General features: G+C 34.9%; 12 protein-coding genes. 4 read left to right on the forward strand and 8 right to left on the reverse strand.

Features of this window, described 5'->3' with window-relative positions; translation table 11 throughout:
* Positions 1-5 precede the first annotated feature (5 nt).
* The 3 genes from P178_RS0113550 to leuC form a co-directional block, all read right to left on the reverse strand.
* Positions 6-1,520 (reverse strand): alpha-isopropylmalate synthase regulatory domain-containing protein, encoded by a 1,515-nt coding sequence (locus P178_RS0113550; RefSeq protein WP_027066717.1) that lies wholly within the window; start codon positions 1,518-1,520, stop codon positions 6-8.
* 30 nt (positions 1,521-1,550) lie between these two features.
* Complete coding sequence (gene leuD / locus P178_RS0113555; RefSeq protein WP_027066718.1) at positions 1,551-2,147, reverse strand: 3-isopropylmalate dehydratase small subunit; 597 nt, start codon at positions 2,145-2,147, stop codon at positions 1,551-1,553.
* Positions 2,148-2,246: 99 nt separating this feature from the next.
* Entirely contained in the window at positions 2,247-3,659 is a 1,413-nt protein-coding gene (gene leuC, locus P178_RS0113560; RefSeq protein ID WP_027066719.1) for a 3-isopropylmalate dehydratase large subunit, read from the reverse strand.
* Positions 3,660-3,860: 201 nt separating this feature from the next.
* On the opposite strand from leuC, the gene P178_RS0113565 reads away from it, so the two are divergent.
* A complete protein-coding gene (locus P178_RS0113565; RefSeq protein ID WP_027066720.1) occupies positions 3,861-5,048 on the forward strand; it encodes a hypothetical protein in 1,188 nt (395 codons plus the stop codon).
* On the opposite strand, the gene recG is transcribed toward P178_RS0113565, so the two are convergent.
* The gene (gene recG / locus P178_RS0113570; protein WP_027066721.1) at positions 5,041-7,146 is read right to left on the reverse strand and encodes an ATP-dependent DNA helicase RecG; all 2,106 of its coding nucleotides are present in this window, start codon (positions 7,144-7,146) and stop codon (positions 5,041-5,043) included. The genes P178_RS0113565 and recG overlap by 8 nt on opposite strands.
* Before the next feature lie 78 nt (positions 7,147-7,224).
* Here recG and P178_RS0113575 point away from each other — a divergent pair, with 78 nt between their 5' ends.
* Entirely contained in the window at positions 7,225-9,300 is a 2,076-nt protein-coding gene (locus P178_RS0113575) for a M1 family metallopeptidase (RefSeq protein ID WP_027066722.1), read from the forward strand.
* Positions 9,297-10,211 (forward strand): patatin family protein, encoded by a 915-nt coding sequence (locus P178_RS0113580; RefSeq protein ID WP_027066723.1) that lies wholly within the window; start codon positions 9,297-9,299, stop codon positions 10,209-10,211. The genes P178_RS0113575 and P178_RS0113580 overlap by 4 nt, the downstream gene beginning before the upstream one ends.
* A 102-nt stretch (positions 10,212-10,313) precedes the next feature.
* Here the strand turns inward: P178_RS0113580 and P178_RS0113585 are convergent, their stop codons facing one another.
* The 4 genes from P178_RS0113585 to P178_RS0113600 form a co-directional block, all read right to left on the reverse strand.
* On the reverse strand, positions 10,314-10,832 hold the full coding sequence (locus tag P178_RS0113585; RefSeq protein WP_027066724.1) for a hypothetical protein: 519 nt from the start codon (positions 10,830-10,832) through the stop codon (positions 10,314-10,316).
* 84 nt (positions 10,833-10,916) lie between these two features.
* Positions 10,917-11,687, reverse strand: coding sequence for a hypothetical protein (locus P178_RS0113590; RefSeq protein WP_143099089.1), 771 nt, complete (start codon positions 11,685-11,687; stop codon positions 10,917-10,919).
* A gap of 25 nt (positions 11,688-11,712) precedes the next feature.
* A complete protein-coding gene (locus P178_RS0113595) occupies positions 11,713-13,269 on the reverse strand; it encodes an FMN-binding glutamate synthase family protein (protein WP_027066726.1) in 1,557 nt (518 codons plus the stop codon).
* A gap of 5 nt (positions 13,270-13,274) precedes the next feature.
* Complete coding sequence (locus tag P178_RS0113600; protein ID WP_027066727.1) at positions 13,275-14,585, reverse strand: amidohydrolase; 1,311 nt, start codon at positions 14,583-14,585, stop codon at positions 13,275-13,277.
* Positions 14,586-14,861: 276 nt separating this feature from the next.
* On the opposite strand from P178_RS0113600, the gene P178_RS0113605 reads away from it, so the two are divergent.
* Entirely contained in the window at positions 14,862-17,123 is a 2,262-nt protein-coding gene (locus P178_RS0113605; protein WP_410477212.1) for an ATP-dependent helicase, read from the forward strand.
* Positions 17,124-17,151 lie beyond the last annotated feature (28 nt).

Consider the following 17,151-nt stretch of genomic DNA (forward strand, 5'->3'; position numbering starts at 1 on the left):
TAGCGCTATATAATATTCAACATTTTCTCGGTCGCTTTTATAGCGCTAACAGTTTGGTCGGAATCTAGCCCTCTAGAGGTAAATTCTTTTCCATCTAGTTCCCAAGTAATAACGGTTTCACAAAGAGCATCAGATGTACTTCCTGGTGGTATTCTAACAGCATAATCCGTTAGTTTTGGTAATGCTTTTTTCTTTGCGATGTACACTTTTTTTAATGCATTCATAAAAGCATCATACTGTCCGTCACCTTGAGCATGTGCTTCATATGTTTTACCATCTACCTCTACAGATAGGGTAGTGGAAGGCATTAATCCCATGGCATGGGTAAGAACGTAAGATTTTACAAATACTTTTTGCTTATAATCAGCAGTATCCAAAACATCAGAAATAATAAATGGGAGGTCGTCTTTTGTAACACGTTCCTTTTTATCACCTAATTCTATAATACGAGCTGTAACTTTTTTTAATTCTTCATTATTTAAAGTTAAGCCAAGTTCTTGTAGATTTTTCTGAATATTAGCTTTACCTGACATTTTCCCTAAGGCATACTTACGTTTTCTTCCAAAACGTTCGGGCATTAGGTCGCTAAAATATAAGTTTTTTTTACTATCACCATCAGCATGAATACCGGCAGTTTGGGTAAATACATTGTCACCAACAATGGGTTTGTTGGCAGGTATACTAAAACCTGTAAAGGCAGAAACCAACTTACTTACCTTATACAGGGATGTTTCGTTTACATTGATTTCAACTTCTGGTAGAAAGTCATTTATAACGGCTACGGCACTTGCCATAGGTGCATTACCTGCTCTTTCACCCATACCGTTTACAGTAAGGTGTAGACCATGGCAGCCAGCTTTTACAGCTTCCATAATATTGGCTACGCCTAGGTCGTAATCATTATGTCCGTGAAAATCAAAATGTAATTTCGGGAATTTTTGTACTATTTCAGAAAGGTATGCATACGTTTCTGTATGCGTAAGTATACCTAATGTGTCAGGTAATAAAATCCTTTTTACATTTTGGGTAGATAAGAATTCTAAAAATTCAAAAACATATGCTTTTGAATTACGCATCCCGTTACTCCAATCCTCTAAATAAACATTGTTAATTATACCGCGTTCTGTAGCTTGACTAAAAATTTCAGCAATTTCAGAAAAGTGTTGTTTTGGAGTTTTCTTTAACTGATGCTCTAAATGATTTAAAGAACCTTTAGTCAACAGGTTTTGCGAAATGGCTCCAGATTCTTCCATCCAATCTAAAGAAATTCCACCGTCAACAAACGTAAGAACCTCTACACGCTCAAGATATCCTTTGGTTGCAGCCCATTCCGTAATTTTTTGAACGGCTTCAAGCTCGCCGTCAGAGACGCGAGCCGATGCTATTTCTATACGATCAACCTTAAGTTCATCTAATAGAAGTTTTGCCAAAGTGAGTTTTTCGGATGCAGAAAAGGATACACCTGATGTTTGTTCACCATCCCTAAGGGTGGTATCCATTATTTCCAATTTTCTTTTCATTAGTGTTCTTACGTTAAATGAAAACTTGGATTATAATGGTGTATTTTCAGCGAAAGTCTCAATGTCTTTTTTGATGTTCAATAAATAATCGATATCATCAAAACCGTTTAGCATGTTATTTTTCTTGTAATCGTTGATATCAAAAGATTCACTTTCACCTGTTGATAGCAAAGTAATCTTCTGTTCAGGTAGATTAATTTCTAATTCGGTGGATGGGTCAGCTTCTGTAGCGTCAAAAATTTTCTGTAAAAAATCAGCGCTTACTTGTACAGGCAAAACACCTATGTTTAAACAGTTACCTCTAAAAATATCAGCAAAGAAACTAGATACAACACATCTAAATCCGTAATCATAAACTGCCCAAGCAGCATGCTCACGAGAAGATCCTGATCCAAAGTTTTTACCACCTACTAAAATCTTACCACTGAATTTATCTTGATTCAGTACAAAGTCTTCTTTTAAGGTATTGTCTTGGTTGTAACGCCAATCTCTAAATAAGTTATCTCCAAAACCAACACGCTCAGTTGCTTTTAAAAATCGTGCAGGAATTATTTGATCTGTATCTACGTTCTCTATTGGTAAAGGAACCGCAGTTGAAGTTAATATGTCGAATTTATCGTATGCCATTTTTTATAGCTTTTCGCCTCTGGCTTTTAACCATTAGCTTGTATTATTATCATTATTGTTTTGCTATAAGCCTAAGGCCTATAGCTAAGGGAAAACTTGTTATACAAGCTCAACCATTAATTCTCTTGGGTCGGTTACTTTACCAGTTACAGCAGCTGCAGCAGCAACTAACGGACTTGCTAATAAAGTTCTTGAACCGGGACCTTGTCTTCCTTCAAAGTTTCTATTGGAAGTACTTACGGCTAATTTACCGGCAGGAACTTTATCATCGTTCATTGCTAAACAAGCAGAACAACCAGGTTCACGTAATTCAAATCCGGCTTCAGTTAAAATATCAAGTATACCTTCTTCCTTAATTGCCGATTCTACTTTATGTGAACCAGGTACTAACCAAGCGGTAACATTATCTGCCTTCTTTCTACCTTTTACGATAGAGGCAAAGGCTCTAAAATCTTCTATTCGACCATTAGTACAACTTCCAAGGAATACAAAATCAATTGATTTTCCCATCATACTATCCCCTTCATTGAAATCCATATATTTCAATGATTTCTGATAGGTAGTGGCGCCACCTTGTACGGCATTCGCCATAGGAATATCATTTGAAATTCCCATACCCATACCTGGGTTGGTACCATATGTAATCATTGGTTCAATAAGAGAACCATCAAAAGTTAATTCTTTATCGAAAATGGCATCTTCATCTGTGTATAAAGTTTCCCAATATGCCATTGCCTTATCCCAATCTGCACCTTTTGGTGTAAACTCACGATCTTTTACGTATTCAAATGTTTTCTCGTCAGGAGCTATCATACCACCACGGGCACCCATTTCTATACTTAAGTTACAAACAGTCATACGACCCTCCATACTCATGTCTCTAAAAATCTCACCGGCATATTCTACAAAGTATCCGGTTGCGCCAGAAGTAGTTAATTGAGAAATGATAAATAAGGCAACATCTTTTGGTGTTACCCCTCTACTCATTTTACCGTTGATATTAATACGCATTCTCTTAGGCTTTGGCTGCATAATGCATTGTGTTGCCAATACCATTTCAACTTCAGATGTTCCAATACCAAAAGCAATTGCTCCAAAAGCACCGTGTGTAGATGTATGTGAATCTCCACAAACAATAGTAGCACCTGGTTGGGTAATACCATATTCAGGACCTACAACGTGTACAATACCGTTTTTTGCATGACCTAATCCCCAATAAGAAATACCATATTCATTGGCATTCTCTTCTAACATTCTCAATTGATTTGCCGAAAGTGGGTCAGCAACTGGTAAATGTTGGTTTATAGTTGGTGTATTATGGTCAGCTGTTGCAAATGTTTTCTCTGGGTGCATTACTGGAATATTTCTATTCTTAATACCTAGAAAAGCAACAGGACTAGTTACTTCGTGTACCATGTGTCTGTCAATAAACAGAACATCTGGACCATCTTGTATTTTATGTACTACGTGGGAATCCCACACTTTGTCAAATAATGTTTTAGTTGCGCTCATATTCTTTCTAATGTAAGTACAACAAATCTATTAAAAACAAGGGTCTCGTGGAAATTAACATACTTGAAAATTACGATGTTCAACGATAAAGTTGTGATATTTTGCGGTATTGTTAAACCAATGATACTGGTAAAATGGCTTTTTATCTAAAGTATTTTTTAACATATTTCATACTTCTTTTTTTAGTGCTAAATTTCTGACATGAAAAAACTGACTTTACTAGTATTTGCCATTTTATTTATTTCTTGTGATAAGGATAGTGTAGATGATTTTGAAAATAATTCTTCAAGTTCTGATTCAGGTTACAGAGTTATTGGAAGATATTATGATTTAAATATAAACGGAGGAGCAGAAAGCCAAGAATTATATGAATATGAGAATTATGATAATGATTATGACCCAGATAGCTACTCTAATTTAATTTCTGAGACTGGCATAAATATTTTAGACTATAGAGATTATTTTGCTAATGAGTATGGTATAACCTTAAGGGAGAATAAATTTAATGTTGATAACTCTTTTCACTATAAAGATTTTGAAAACAATCAAATTTTAAAAATAAATATGCCTCATATACCAACTAATGAATGGTCTTATTGGCATTATGAACGTTCATTTTATTTTCTATATAGAGATGATTCTACCTATGATAGCAACGATGATTCAATAGACTATAAATTGAAAATCATAAACTTTGAAACTAACCAAGAATCTGAAATCAATGTTGGTAGATTTTTATCAGCTGAGTATGGAAAATTTCAGGTTGAATTAATTGGGAACATTGTTTACTTTTTAAGACTTCCAGATTTTTTTATCAATGAAGGTAAGGTTTCATTAGTGTCAATTAATCTTGATAGTTTACAAATTAATGAAAACAGTTCTAACCTTAAATCTGACAGGTACAATTTAATAATAGACAGCTCAAAAGATTGTTATCTTTTCGGGCAAGATTTTAATTATAAATATAATTTGAATTCTAACTCTTTTGAAGAATTAAGTATACCTGGAGAATCAAATTATTTAGACCTAGGATTTACCAATCAAAGGTATGATCAGATAGTTGTTAACAATAAAGTAATTTCATATTTTACTCCTGCTGCCCCAAGTGCAGAGCTAGCGCTTCCAGTCGTTTTAGATTTAAAAACTGGTCAAGTTACCATTATTCAGTTTAGTGAGGAGCCAACTCAATTTGAAGATGATGAAATTGGACCTTGGAGACCCTTTATAAAATGCTTTAGTGTTGATGCTAAAACTGAAACAATTATTGTAGGAGTAGAGAATCAATTGGGTGCAGAATTCAAATCACAAGGTGTGTTTACAGTTGATTTTGCAGGTAACATTTTAAATAAACAAAAGATTCCTATTTTGCCCATTCAAATTATCAACTAATATAAGTCCAAATATTCTTATGCTTTACCAACTGGGCATACATATGTCTAATAATTAGATTCTCTGGTTTACTTATTGAAGGGTCTTCTTTAAGCAATTGTAATGTGTGGTAGCGAGCCGATTTTAAGATGTCGTTATCTTTAACAATATCTGCTATTTTTAAATTTAATAGTCCGCTTTGTTGTGTGCCCATAATATCTCCTGGTCCGCGAAGTTTTAGATCAACTTCTGCAATTTCAAATCCGTCATTTGTAGCTACCATAGTTTCTAATCTAGTTTTAGCTTCGGAGGATAATTTATGACTTGTCATAAGGATACAAAAACTTTGATCTGCTCCACGCCCAACGCGTCCACGTAACTGATGTAATTGAGAAAGACCGAAACGTTCAGCACTTTCAATAATCATAACTGATGCATTTGGTACATTAACACCAACTTCAATAACTGTGGTGGCGACCATTATTTGTGTTTCTCCACGAACGAATCTGTTCATTTCAAATTCTTTGTCCGCTGGTTTCATTTGACCGTGCACAATAGAAATTTGATATTTTGGTTGAGGGAAATCACGAGCAATGCTCTCATAGCCATCCATTAAGTCTTTATAGTCCATAGCTTCAGACTCTTGAATCAAAGGATATACAACATATATCTGTCTCCCTTTTTCAATCTCATCACGTATAAAGCGAAAAACCTTTAATCTATTGGCATCATAACGGTGAACTGTTTTAATGGGTTTACGACCAGGTGGCAATTCATCTATTACCGAAATATCTAAATCACCATATAAACTCATGGCCAGTGTTCTAGGTATTGGCGTAGCCGTCATTACCAATATGTGAGGTGGAAACTCATTTTTGTGCCATAATTTAGAACGTTGGGCAACTCCAAAACGGTGCTGCTCATCAATAATGGCTATTCCTAAATTCTTGTATTTTACTTTATCTTCTAAAAGGGCGTGGGTGCCAATAAGAATATTTAATTCTCCGCTTTTTAATTGCTCATGAATTGGTTTTCGTGCCGATTTTTTTACTGAACCTGTTAACAGGGCACAGGTAATTTCTGTACCTTCTAAAAGTTCAGATATGCCTTGAAAATGCTGATTAGCTAGAATTTCTGTAGGTGCCATTAGGCAGGCTTGAAATCCGTTATCTATCGCTAACAACATCGTCATTACTGCAACAATAGTTTTGCCCGAACCGACATCACCTTGTAGAAGACGGTTCATTTGTGCATTACTGCCAAGGTCGGCTCTAATTTCTTTTATTACTCGTTTTTGTGCTCCAGTAAGCTCAAACGGCAATTTATTAGAATAAAAATCTTTAAAATATTCACCAACTTCATTGAAAGGAAATCCTTTAATCTTTTTCTTTCGGGAAACATTTTTGCCAATGAGCTGAAGTTGTATATAGAAGAGTTCTTCAAACTTTAACCGCCATTGCGCTTTTGCCAATAATTCCTGACTTTTAGGAAAATGAATATTGAACATTGCTTCACTCTTACTTATGAGCTTAAGGTCATATAGTAGTTTATCTGATAGGCTTTCAGAAAACTTACCGTTAACATCCATAAAAAGTTGTTGCATCATTTTACTGATGACCTTATTCGTAACACCTTTGTTACTTAGCTTTTCTGTAGACGGGTATACTGGTTGCATATATACCTTGGTTCCTTGCTCATGTTCTTTTAAAGGTTCCATTTCTGGGTGTGGCATTGAAAAAGTGCCGTTGTACCAATTGCATTTTCCGAAAATTACATAAGGTTCGTTTAGTTTAAGATTTTCTCGTAACCACTTTTGACCACGAAACCAAACTAGCTCAATTTCGCCTGTATCATCTTTAAAACGAGCAACTAAGCGCGAGCCTTTTTTTTGTTCTACAGTTTTTATATGAACAACTTTACCAATTATTTGAACATCGGCACTGCTGCGCTGTAATTGACTTATTTTATAATATTGGGTTTTATCTATATATCGATTTGGGAAAAGATTTAGCAAATCTTGATAGGTTTCAATTCCTAATTCCGACTTTAAGGTTTCAGCCCGGTTTGGACCAACACCTTTTAAGTATACCACAGGAGTTTGCAAGTAATTTGCGTTCATGGTACTAAAATAGGCTATAGGTAGAATTGGGACAAACTAAAGTATTAAATTTGATTTTCTACTAGCTTATTAATTTGCATGAAAAAAATAGTTCTAGCCTTTATTCTTTGTTTTTGTTTCAGTTCTTATGGTCAACATCAAGATAAAGTAGATTTTATAAAAGCGAAGGTTTACTTAGGTCCATTACCTAAAGAGAAAAAGATTCAAGGCGGAGTGATTTATCGTTTTAATGTGTTACAAAATGTTGATTCCGTATTTTTTGATGCAAAGAATATGGATTTTTCAAAAGTAGAACTTGATGGGAAAAAGATAGGTTTTACTGCTACAGAAAAGACAATTTCTATTGAATATAAATTTAAAGAGGGCGAATCTCATAAACTGATTATAGAATATATAGCCAAGCCTAAACAAACGGTCTATTTTATTGGTTGGGATGATGATGTGGAAGGCAATGAACAAATATGGACGCAAGGTCAAGGAAAATACACCAGCCATTGGCTTCCTAGTTTTGATGACATGGAAGAAAAGGTAGAATTTGATCTTACAATTGAAGCCGGTAAAAAATATCAAGTAATTGCGAATGGTCACCTACTTCTAAAAACTGATAATGATGAGGAAGATGCTATTTGGTTATTCGATATGAAAAAACCAATGAGTAGTTATTTGTTGGCGTTCGCCATAGGCAATTACAATAAACAAGTTTTGAAATCTGAAAGCGGTGTAACAATTGAAAATTACTTTTACCCTAATGATAGTTTAAAAGTTGAACCTACGTATAGATACACTAAAAAGATATTTGATTTTTTAGAAAATGAAATTGGCGTAGCGTATCCTTGGCAAGATTATAAGCAGGTTCCTGTACATGATTTTTTATATGCCGGTATGGAAAATACGAGTGCTACTATTTTCTCTGATGCTTATGTTATTGATTCTACTTCGTTTATAGATAGAAATTATGTAAACATTAATGCGCATGAATTGGCGCATCAATGGTTCGGTAATTTGGTCACGGAAAAGAATAGCGAGCACCATTGGTTACATGAGGGTTTTGCTACATATTATGCCTATTTGGCTGAAAAGGAAGTTTTTGGTGACGATTATTTTTATTGGAAGTTATTTGATACGGCAAAAGTATTAAATGATATTTCAGAAAAGGGAGAAGGGGAGAGTTTGCTGAACCCTAAGGCTAGTAGTCTTACCTTTTACGAAAAAGGGGCTTGGGCTTTAGCGGTATTGAGAGAAAAAATAGGAGACTCCGCATTTAAAGAGGGAATAAAAACATACTTAGATAAATATCAGTATCAAAATGTGACTGTTACTGATTTTATTTGTGAAATGGAAGAGGTGAGTGGGAAGGATTTGAATGAATTTGAGGAGGATTGGTTGAAGGGGATGGATTTTCCTAAAGAGACTGCTAAAGAATTTTTGAAGAAAAATAACTCTTCAATTAGAATGTTCTATGATTTAAAACACGATGATGCTAGTTCTTTTGTTTCTTCTGAAATTTTAAAAGATTCAGAACTTACTACCCGGTTGAAGTTAGAATTATTTAAATTAAAAGGCGATATCCCTGAATTGGAACTTTCTTCCTTAATTGTAAGTGATGATATAAGAATACGACAATATGCTGCTCAGAAAATAAGCGAGATTCCAGAGATTTCAAAAGAATTTGTCGAGCCATTATTATTAGATGATAGTTATATCACTAATGAAATAATGCTTTATAATTTGTGGAGTAGTTTTGATTATGATAGAAGTAGTTTCTTAGAAAAAACGAAAGATATTATAGGGCTGCCCAATAAGAATGTACGCCTGTTGTGGCTTACCTTGGCATTGTTTACTCCTGATTATAATCCTACTGAACATATTTATTATCATCAGGAGCTTGTAGGTTATACGAGTGCTATTTATAATCCAGAAGTTAGGCAAACAGCGTTTCAATACTTATTTGAAATAAAGGCAATGAATAATGAAGCGCTGGTTAATTTAATAAAAGCCAGTAATCATCATTCTTGGCAATTTAGAAATTATGCAAGGCAGTTATTAGATTCTTTATTGGAAGATATAGAACAGAAAAGTGAAATTGAAAAGATAGCAAAACAACTAAATTCATCAGATTTACGTTATCTTAAAACGAAATTAGATTTTAAATGAAAGCATTAGTTATTTCTGGTGGCGGTAGTAAAGGAGCCTTTGCAGGTGGTGTTGCCCAATACTTAATACAAGAAGAGGGGAGAAAGTATGACATTTTTGTTGGTACTTCTACCGGAAGTCTTTTAATTTCTCATTTGGCTTTGGGGAAATTAGATAAGATTAAAGAAATCTATTCTAATGTTAATCAAAAAAGCATATTTAATAATTGTCCTTTTCTTGTGAAAAATATTCGTGGCAACGAAGAGATTTCCATAAATCATTGGAATGTTCTTAGAAATTTTCTGGTAGGAAAAAAGACTTTCGGTGAAAGTGAAAACCTCAGAAAGCTAATAGAAAATAGTTTAACGATTGAAGAATTTGAGACCCTTAAGAACGGAGATTCTGATGTTATAATTACCGTATCTAACTTATCTTTAAATCAAGTTGAGTATAAGTCTATAAAAGATTGCACCTACCAAGATTTTTGCGATTGGATTTGGATATCAGCTAATTATACACCTTTTATGAGTCTAGTTCGTAAAAATGGCTGTGAATATGCTGATGGCGGTTTAGGTAGTATTGTACCTATAGAGGAATCTATTAAAAGAGGTGCTACCGAAGTAGACGTGGTAGTTTTACATACAGAGGTCAATTATTTGAACCGAGTAGCATCAAGAAATCCATTTGAACTGATTACCACTATGATGAGTTTTATTTTGGATCGAATTGAATATCAAAATATCAGGATTGGGAAATTAGTCGCCAATCAAAAGAATGCTATTATAAACCTGTTTTATACACCAACAATATTAACGACTAATTCTTTGATATTCGACAAGGCTAAAATGACGCTTTGGTGGAAAAGAGGGTATTTATATGCCAAGAATAAAAATGAAGAAACCAATCCAATAGAACCAAATGAGAATGAGTAATATGTCTTAACTTATAAAATAGCGTATGTTACTGCATACAAAAAATGCTTTCATATTTGAAAGCATTTTTTTATTTAAATAAGTTGTAACCTGTTAAATTTTCTACCATAAGTCACCAATCTCCTTTTTAACAAAAGATAGGGCAGTGGCCGATGGTGAAGTTTTATCCATGGTTTCATTTAAAATATCTTCTCGTAATTTATCTGCTGTCTCAGTATTGCTCATGGCAGCTTTTCTGATCATTTGAATTGTCGCGCTTTTTGCCGCTTTAATAATGTTCCAACATTCGTCCGTCATGTAAATTTGTTGCGAAAGATTATGGTCAAATTCGGTTTCAATACTTTTAATCAATAAATTCTCGTAAGCTCCTTTATCATTAGATTGTGGTGCAACACGAACGACTAAGCTGGGTATTGCAATTCGTTCTAAAAACAATGCCATTCTTTCATAGGCTTGTAAACGAACAGGTAAGGTGTCTTTTTGAGAATCTTTGTGTAAAAGAAAGCGTCTTCGCCCTTCTTCATTATTAGTGTGCATTCTAAAAAAATAGAAGGCAATAGCACCCGTAACTACTGAAGGTATTAAATATGCGAAAAGTTGAAAAATTTGGTCGGAATTCATTTTTTTAATCAGTTATTAATTATGAAATAAGAACGTCCAAATTTTTCAATTAGTATAGTGCTTTATCGATGAAATGCACTTTATTTAATTTTTAACATCTCCCTTGGCCATATCATAAAAAGCTTTATAATCTGGTTGAAACTTAATTTGTAACGATTCACGTAAGCCACCATCTTGTGCAACTGCAACAATTCGTTCACCATTTACACCAAAATCTTTTATAAGAATACTGGCAATTGCAGTGGCTTGTTGTAATGCAATGTTCATTTCGCCGGTAATATTTAAACTAGCAATTGTAATTACACTTTTAGGATTTGCGTTTGCAACCTTCGCTACATTTTCAATCCACCCTTTAGATTCACTAGAAGGATTTACTCCAACACCATCGGTAAAAAAATAATCTAATTTCTCTGATATAACTACAGAACCGTCAGATACACCAACTTTTGCATTTTCGCCTAAAACTTGTTTAGCATTGGTCAAAATTACTACAGCAGTAGAGTCGTTGCTAGCAACAGCATCTGTAACCCCTTTCAGTTGTTTTTCTTTACGTTCTAGCGCATCCATCGTTTTATTGATATTCTCGGAATTCTGACTAGACAATGCTGCGAAGCTATTTAGGTTCTTCATCAATGTAGCATTAGCGTCTTGTAGCTCTGTTACTTGAGATTGATATTCATCTGATCGCTGATTTGCCAATTTCTCATTTCGTTGAGAAGTGCTTACCATTCTTGATATAGAATCTAGTTTATATTTTAAATCTTGATTCTGTTCTATAAGTTCACTTTTCTTCTGAGCCTGTACATTGCTTAAACCAACAAAGAAAATTGCTGAACATAAAAAAAATCGTATCATAGTTATATGCATTAAATAGGTTAATCTAAATTTTACCGCCAAGGTACGAACAGTCTTTTAAATCTTGAACTCCTGTAAAAGGTACTTTTGCTTTATTGTACCCATATGTAGAAGCCAAACTTTTATTTAAGTCGTTATCATCAACGTTTACTTGAACATCATCCATTGTAAATTGACTTGGGTGTTCATATCCGGCAGCATGCGTAATTTCTAAAAATTCTTTTCTGAAAGTGTTGAAATATTGCGCTAATCTATCAGATTTTAATGGAATATTTATACCGTTTTGCAACCATTTACTTTGCGTTGCAATTCCAGTTGGGCATGTATTAGTGTGACAGACTTGCGCTTGGATGCAACCAATACTCATCATAGCTTCTCTAGCAACATTTATACAATCAACTCCCATTGCAAATGCCATTGCTGCTTTTGCTGGGAAGCCTAGTTTACCAGAACCAATAAAAACGATACGGTCTGTAAGATTTCTATTTAAGAAAACTCTGTAAAGACTAGAAAAACCATAAACCCATGGTAATGATACATGATCGGCAAATGATGGAGGAGCGGCACCAGTACCACCTTCACCTCCATCTACGGTAATGAAATCTGGTCCTTTTCCGGTGGCTAACATGATATCTGCCAATTCTTCCCACTGATCTAATTTTCCAATGGCTCCTTTAATACCTACAGGCAAGCCTGTTTCATTGGCAATGTCTTCTATAAGTGCCATTAACTCTGTAACATTAGAAAATGCTTTGTGGGTAGCAGGTGAGAGTACATCTTTACCAACTTCAACACCTCTAATTTCTGCAAGCTCTGGAGTAATTTTTGCTCCAGGTAAAACACCACCTTTACCAGGTTTGGCTCCTTGAGATAATTTAATTTCAATTGCTTTTATACACGGATTGTTTTCTACTAGTTTTTTCATTTTCTCCATAGAGAAGTTACCGTCTTCGGTTCTTACACCAAAATAACCGGTACCAAAATGAAAAACGATATCGCCGCCATGTTTATGGTAAGGAGATAGTCCGCCCTCACCAGTATTGTGATATGCTCCAGCTTTTTTAACTCCCTTGTTCATAGCTTCAACAGCTGCAGCTGATAAGGAACCAAAACTCATAGCAGAAACATTTACGACACTTGCTGGTCTAAAAGGTTTTCTGCGATTGTTGTGTTGGCCCATAACTTTTGCACAAGGAATGAAGGTTGGTTCCGCTGCATTAGGGTGTCCTGATGGAACTTCAAAACCCATCATTCTATTTTTAATAAATATATGCTGGTGCGCATATAAATCTCGGTCAGAACCAAAACCTTCGTAATTATTTTCTTTTTTAGCAGAAGCATAGATCCATCCTCGCTCTATTCTATTAAAGGGTAGTTCTTCTCTATTATTGGCAACAAAATATTGACGCATTTCTGGTCCAATGCTTTCTAGCCAATAGCGTAAGTGACCAACCACAGGGAAGTTATGCTTAATGGTATGCCTTTTTTGAATAAAAATATCCCAGATAGCAACTAAGAAAAGAAACAAAAAAATCCAAGTCCACCATGGCGGACTTGGAATATTATCAAAGAAATCATTCATCAAAATTATCCTTTTGGTTTAATATCTAAAAGTGGAGTTTCGTCACTGTTTAAATAATCTATACTCATTTCCGTAAGTGTGCGCACTCCTAAAAGCAAACCACTATCATCAATTAAAAAGTCAGGAGTATGGTGTGGGTAAGATTCTGTAGTTCCAGGTGTCATTCCTCCTAAGAAAAAGAAAAAACCTGGAGCTTCACGTTGAAAGTATGAGAAATCTTCAGCACCTGTTACTGCCTTTTGAAATAGTACATTATTTTCACCAGCAACTCTTTTCATAGTAGGTAGCATTTGTTCTACCAATTCTGGGTTGTTATAAGTAATGTCTGTAGCATCTGTTATTACGCATGTAGCTTCACCACCGTAAGCCTTGGCAATATCACTTACCATTTCAACCATACGTTTGTTAAGCTTGTCTTTCATGTCATAATCCAAAGTTCTGATAGTACCAATCATCTCTGCAGATTCAGGTATGATATTAAAACGTACACCACTCTTAATTTTACCTACGGTTATTACTGCCGCTTCGTTGGTAAGATCGGTTTCTCTACTGATTATAGTTTGTAGACCATCAATAATTTTTGCGCTAATTAATATTGGATCAACACCAGACCATGGTTGTGAACCATGAGATTGCTTTCCTTTTACGTTAATTACAAATTGCTGAGCAGCAGCCATAGTACCGCCGGGTTTATAACGAATAGTTCCAACTGGTGTTTGAGAGTTAATATGCAATCCAAATATAGCATCTACTTTTGGACTATTCATAACCCCTTCTTTTACCATTAAAAGAGCACCACCTTCTTCTCCTTGCGGTGGTCCTTCTTCTGCTGGTTGAAAGATAAACTTAACAGTTCCTTTTATTTTATTCTTGTTTTTAGACATTACTTCTGCAACGCCCATTAAAATAGCAGTGTGCGTATCATGACCACAGGCATGCATAACACCTACTTTTTCACCCATAAATTCTGTAGTGACATTAGATTTGTAAGGCAAATCATTTCTTTCTGTTACAGGAAGGGCATCAATATCAGCCCTTAATGCAACCACTTTTCCAGGTAAATCTCCTTTAAGGATACCTACAACACCAGTATGTGCAACACCGGTTTGTACTTCGATACCCAATGATTTTAAATGTTTGGCGATTTTTTCCGCCGTTTTAAATTCACGATTTCCTAATTCTGGATTTTGATGAATTTCTCGTCTCCAATCAACTACCTTACTTTCTATAGCCTTGTAGTCTTTTTCAAGATTTGGTCCTTGTGCCTGAACGGAAAATCCGAAAAGAACGAGGGCCAATAAACCTAGTTTTCTCATAATCAGTATTTAATATTAAAATGTTCTCTATTTTAAAGTTGGTCATTAAGCCTAAAATGAATCAACTAGTAAAGGTACCCTGCGGAATTAAAGTTTAAATATATTCAAAATGAAAAGAAATACCATCTATTGTTTATAAATCTAAAAGAGTTCACTTTTAGTATCCCTCAATAATGGCTAAATTCACGCCACTAAAAAAAAGAAAATTTGAGCTCATTTATAGATGAATTGAACGAGGCCCAAAAAGCTCCGGTTTTACATAAAGACGGACCTTTAATGGTAATTGCTGGGGCAGGATCGGGTAAAACACGTGTATTAACCTATAGAATTGCACACCTAATGGCACAAGGTGTTGACTCTTTTAATATTTTGTCTCTTACATTTACAAACAAGGCCGCACGTGAAATGAAAGCGCGTATTGCAACTATTGTAGGTGCTAGCGAAGCAAAAAACCTGTGGATGGGTACTTTTCACTCCGTTTTTGCCAAATTATTACGTATAGATGGTGATAAACTGGGGTACCCAGCCAATTTCACCATTTACGATACACAAGATTCTCAACGTTTGCTCGCATCCATTATTAAGGAAATGGGACTTGATAAGGATATCTATAAATACAAACAGATTCAAAATAGAATATCTTCATTTAAGAATAGCCTAATTACAGTTAAGGCCTATCGTAATGATCCAGATTTGGTTGAGCAGGATGCAATGGCCAAAAAACCAAGAACTGGAGATATTTATGAAAATTATGTAGATCGCTGCTTTAAGGCAGGTGCTATGGATTTTGATGATTTGTTATTACGTACAAATGAGTTGTTAACTCGTTTCCCAGATGTATTGATGAAGTACCAAGATAGGTTTAGATATATTTTGGTTGATGAGTACCAAGATACCAACCATTCTCAGTATTTGATAGTAAAGGCATTAGCAGACCGTTTTCAAAATATATGTGTGGTAGGTGATGATGCACAGAGTATTTACTCTTTTAGAGGGGCAAATATTAGTAACATTTTGAACTTTCAAAAAGATTACGATAACGTTGGGATGTATCGTTTAGAGCAGAATTATCGCTCTACAAGAAACATTGTAAATGCTGCGAATTCCGTTATAGGAAAGAATCAAAACCAAATAGAAAAAGTTGTTTGGACTGATAATGATGATGGTGCTGCTATAAAGATTCATAGAAGTACTACAGATGCTGAAGAAGGTAGATTTGTAGCCAATTCTATATGGGAGCATAGAATGCAACAACAAATGAGCAATGGTCAATTTGCTGTGTTGTATAGAACCAATTCACAATCTAGGGCTATTGAAGATGCTTTACGTAAAAGAGATATACCTTATAGAATTTATGGCGGATTATCTTTCTATCAACGAAAAGAGATTAAGGATGTACTCTCTTATCTAAGATTGGTTATAAATCAAAAAGATGAAGAGGCCTTAAAAAGAGTAATTAATTTTCCTGCAAGGGGAATTGGCGGTACTACGCTAGATAGGTTAATTGTGGCAGCCAATCATTATAATCGCTCCATTTTTGAGGTAATGGAGAATATCGACCGAATCGATTTAAAGATTAATGCAGGAACAAAGCGAAAGTTGACAGACTTTGTAGCCATGATCAAGAGCTTTCAGGTTATGAATGAAACTACTGATGCTTTTGCCTTATCTGAACATGTTGCCAAAAAGACGGGTATTCTGCTAGAGTTCAAAAAAGATGGTACTCCCGAGGGAATCGGTAAAATGGAGAACATTGAAGAACTTTTAAATGGTATTAAAGATTTTGTTGAAGGCCAGAGAGAAATTGATGGGGCAACCGGTAATATTGGTGAATTTTTAGAAGATGTTGCTTTAGCTACTGATTTGGATAATGATACGGGTGATGATGATAGGGTAGCGTTGATGACCATACACTTGGCAAAAGGGCTGGAGTTTCCATACGTGTATATTGTTGGAATGGAGGAAGACCTATTTCCATCTGGAATGAGTATGAGTACACGTAGTGAGTTGGAAGAGGAACGAAGACTGTTTTATGTTGCGCTAACAAGAGCAGAAAAACAAGCTTATTTAACCTATACTCAAAATCGATATAGATGGGGTAAGTTGATAGATGCCGAGCCTAGCAGATTCTTAGAAGAAATAGATGAGAAGTATGTAGAGAATTTAACTCCTGTTGATGGTGGTTATCGCTATAAGTCGCTTATAAATGCTGATATTTTTGGAGAAGTAGATAAGAGTAGATTGCGTCAACAGAAACCAGTTAGGGGAACACCACCACCTATTGTTGGGCAACCAAATTCTAATCAGCTTAAAAAATTGCGCAAAATAAAACCGCAATTATCAGAGCCAGTTGGAAATACAAATACAATTGACCCTAATTTAAAAGAAGGCTCTCTTATTAATCATACTCGATTTGGTCGAGGAAAAGTTGTAAAAATAGAAGGTGCCGGCAATGATAGAAAAGCCGAAATCATGTTCGATAAAGGAGATATTAAAAAACTATTACTGCGCTTTGCTAAATTGGAAGTGTTAGGATAGAATTGGTATATTTATATAAGGTTTAATT

This window comes from Maribacter sp. Hel_I_7, from assembly GCF_000688315.1.
GTDB lineage: Bacteria > Bacteroidota > Bacteroidia > Flavobacteriales > Flavobacteriaceae > Maribacter > Maribacter stanieri.

What these genes read in the sequence shown, in the direction of transcription:
- P178_RS0113550 (WP_027066717.1), bottom strand. Translation starts at nt 1,520, where the DNA reads ATGAAAAGAAAATTGGAAATAATGGATACCACCCTTAGGGATGGTGAA.
- leuD (WP_027066718.1), bottom strand. Translation starts at nt 2,147, where the DNA reads ATGGCATACGATAAATTCGACATATTAACTTCAACTGCGGTTCCTTTA.
- leuC (WP_027066719.1), bottom strand. Translation starts at nt 3,659, where the DNA reads ATGAGCGCAACTAAAACATTATTTGACAAAGTGTGGGATTCCCACGTA.
- P178_RS0113565 (WP_027066720.1), top strand. Translation starts at nt 3,861, where the DNA reads ATGAAAAAACTGACTTTACTAGTATTTGCCATTTTATTTATTTCTTGT.
- recG (WP_027066721.1), bottom strand. Translation starts at nt 7,146, where the DNA reads ATGAACGCAAATTACTTGCAAACTCCTGTGGTATACTTAAAAGGTGTT.
- P178_RS0113575 (WP_027066722.1), top strand. Translation starts at nt 7,225, where the DNA reads ATGAAAAAAATAGTTCTAGCCTTTATTCTTTGTTTTTGTTTCAGTTCT.
- P178_RS0113580 (WP_027066723.1), top strand. Translation starts at nt 9,297, where the DNA reads ATGAAAGCATTAGTTATTTCTGGTGGCGGTAGTAAAGGAGCCTTTGCA.
- P178_RS0113585 (WP_027066724.1), bottom strand. Translation starts at nt 10,832, where the DNA reads ATGAATTCCGACCAAATTTTTCAACTTTTCGCATATTTAATACCTTCA.
- P178_RS0113590 (WP_143099089.1), bottom strand. Translation starts at nt 11,687, where the DNA reads ATGATACGATTTTTTTTATGTTCAGCAATTTTCTTTGTTGGTTTAAGC.
- P178_RS0113595 (WP_027066726.1), bottom strand. Translation starts at nt 13,269, where the DNA reads ATGAATGATTTCTTTGATAATATTCCAAGTCCGCCATGGTGGACTTGG.
- P178_RS0113600 (WP_027066727.1), bottom strand. Translation starts at nt 14,585, where the DNA reads ATGAGAAAACTAGGTTTATTGGCCCTCGTTCTTTTCGGATTTTCCGTT.
- P178_RS0113605 (WP_410477212.1), top strand. Translation starts at nt 14,862, where the DNA reads ATGGTAATTGCTGGGGCAGGATCGGGTAAAACACGTGTATTAACCTAT.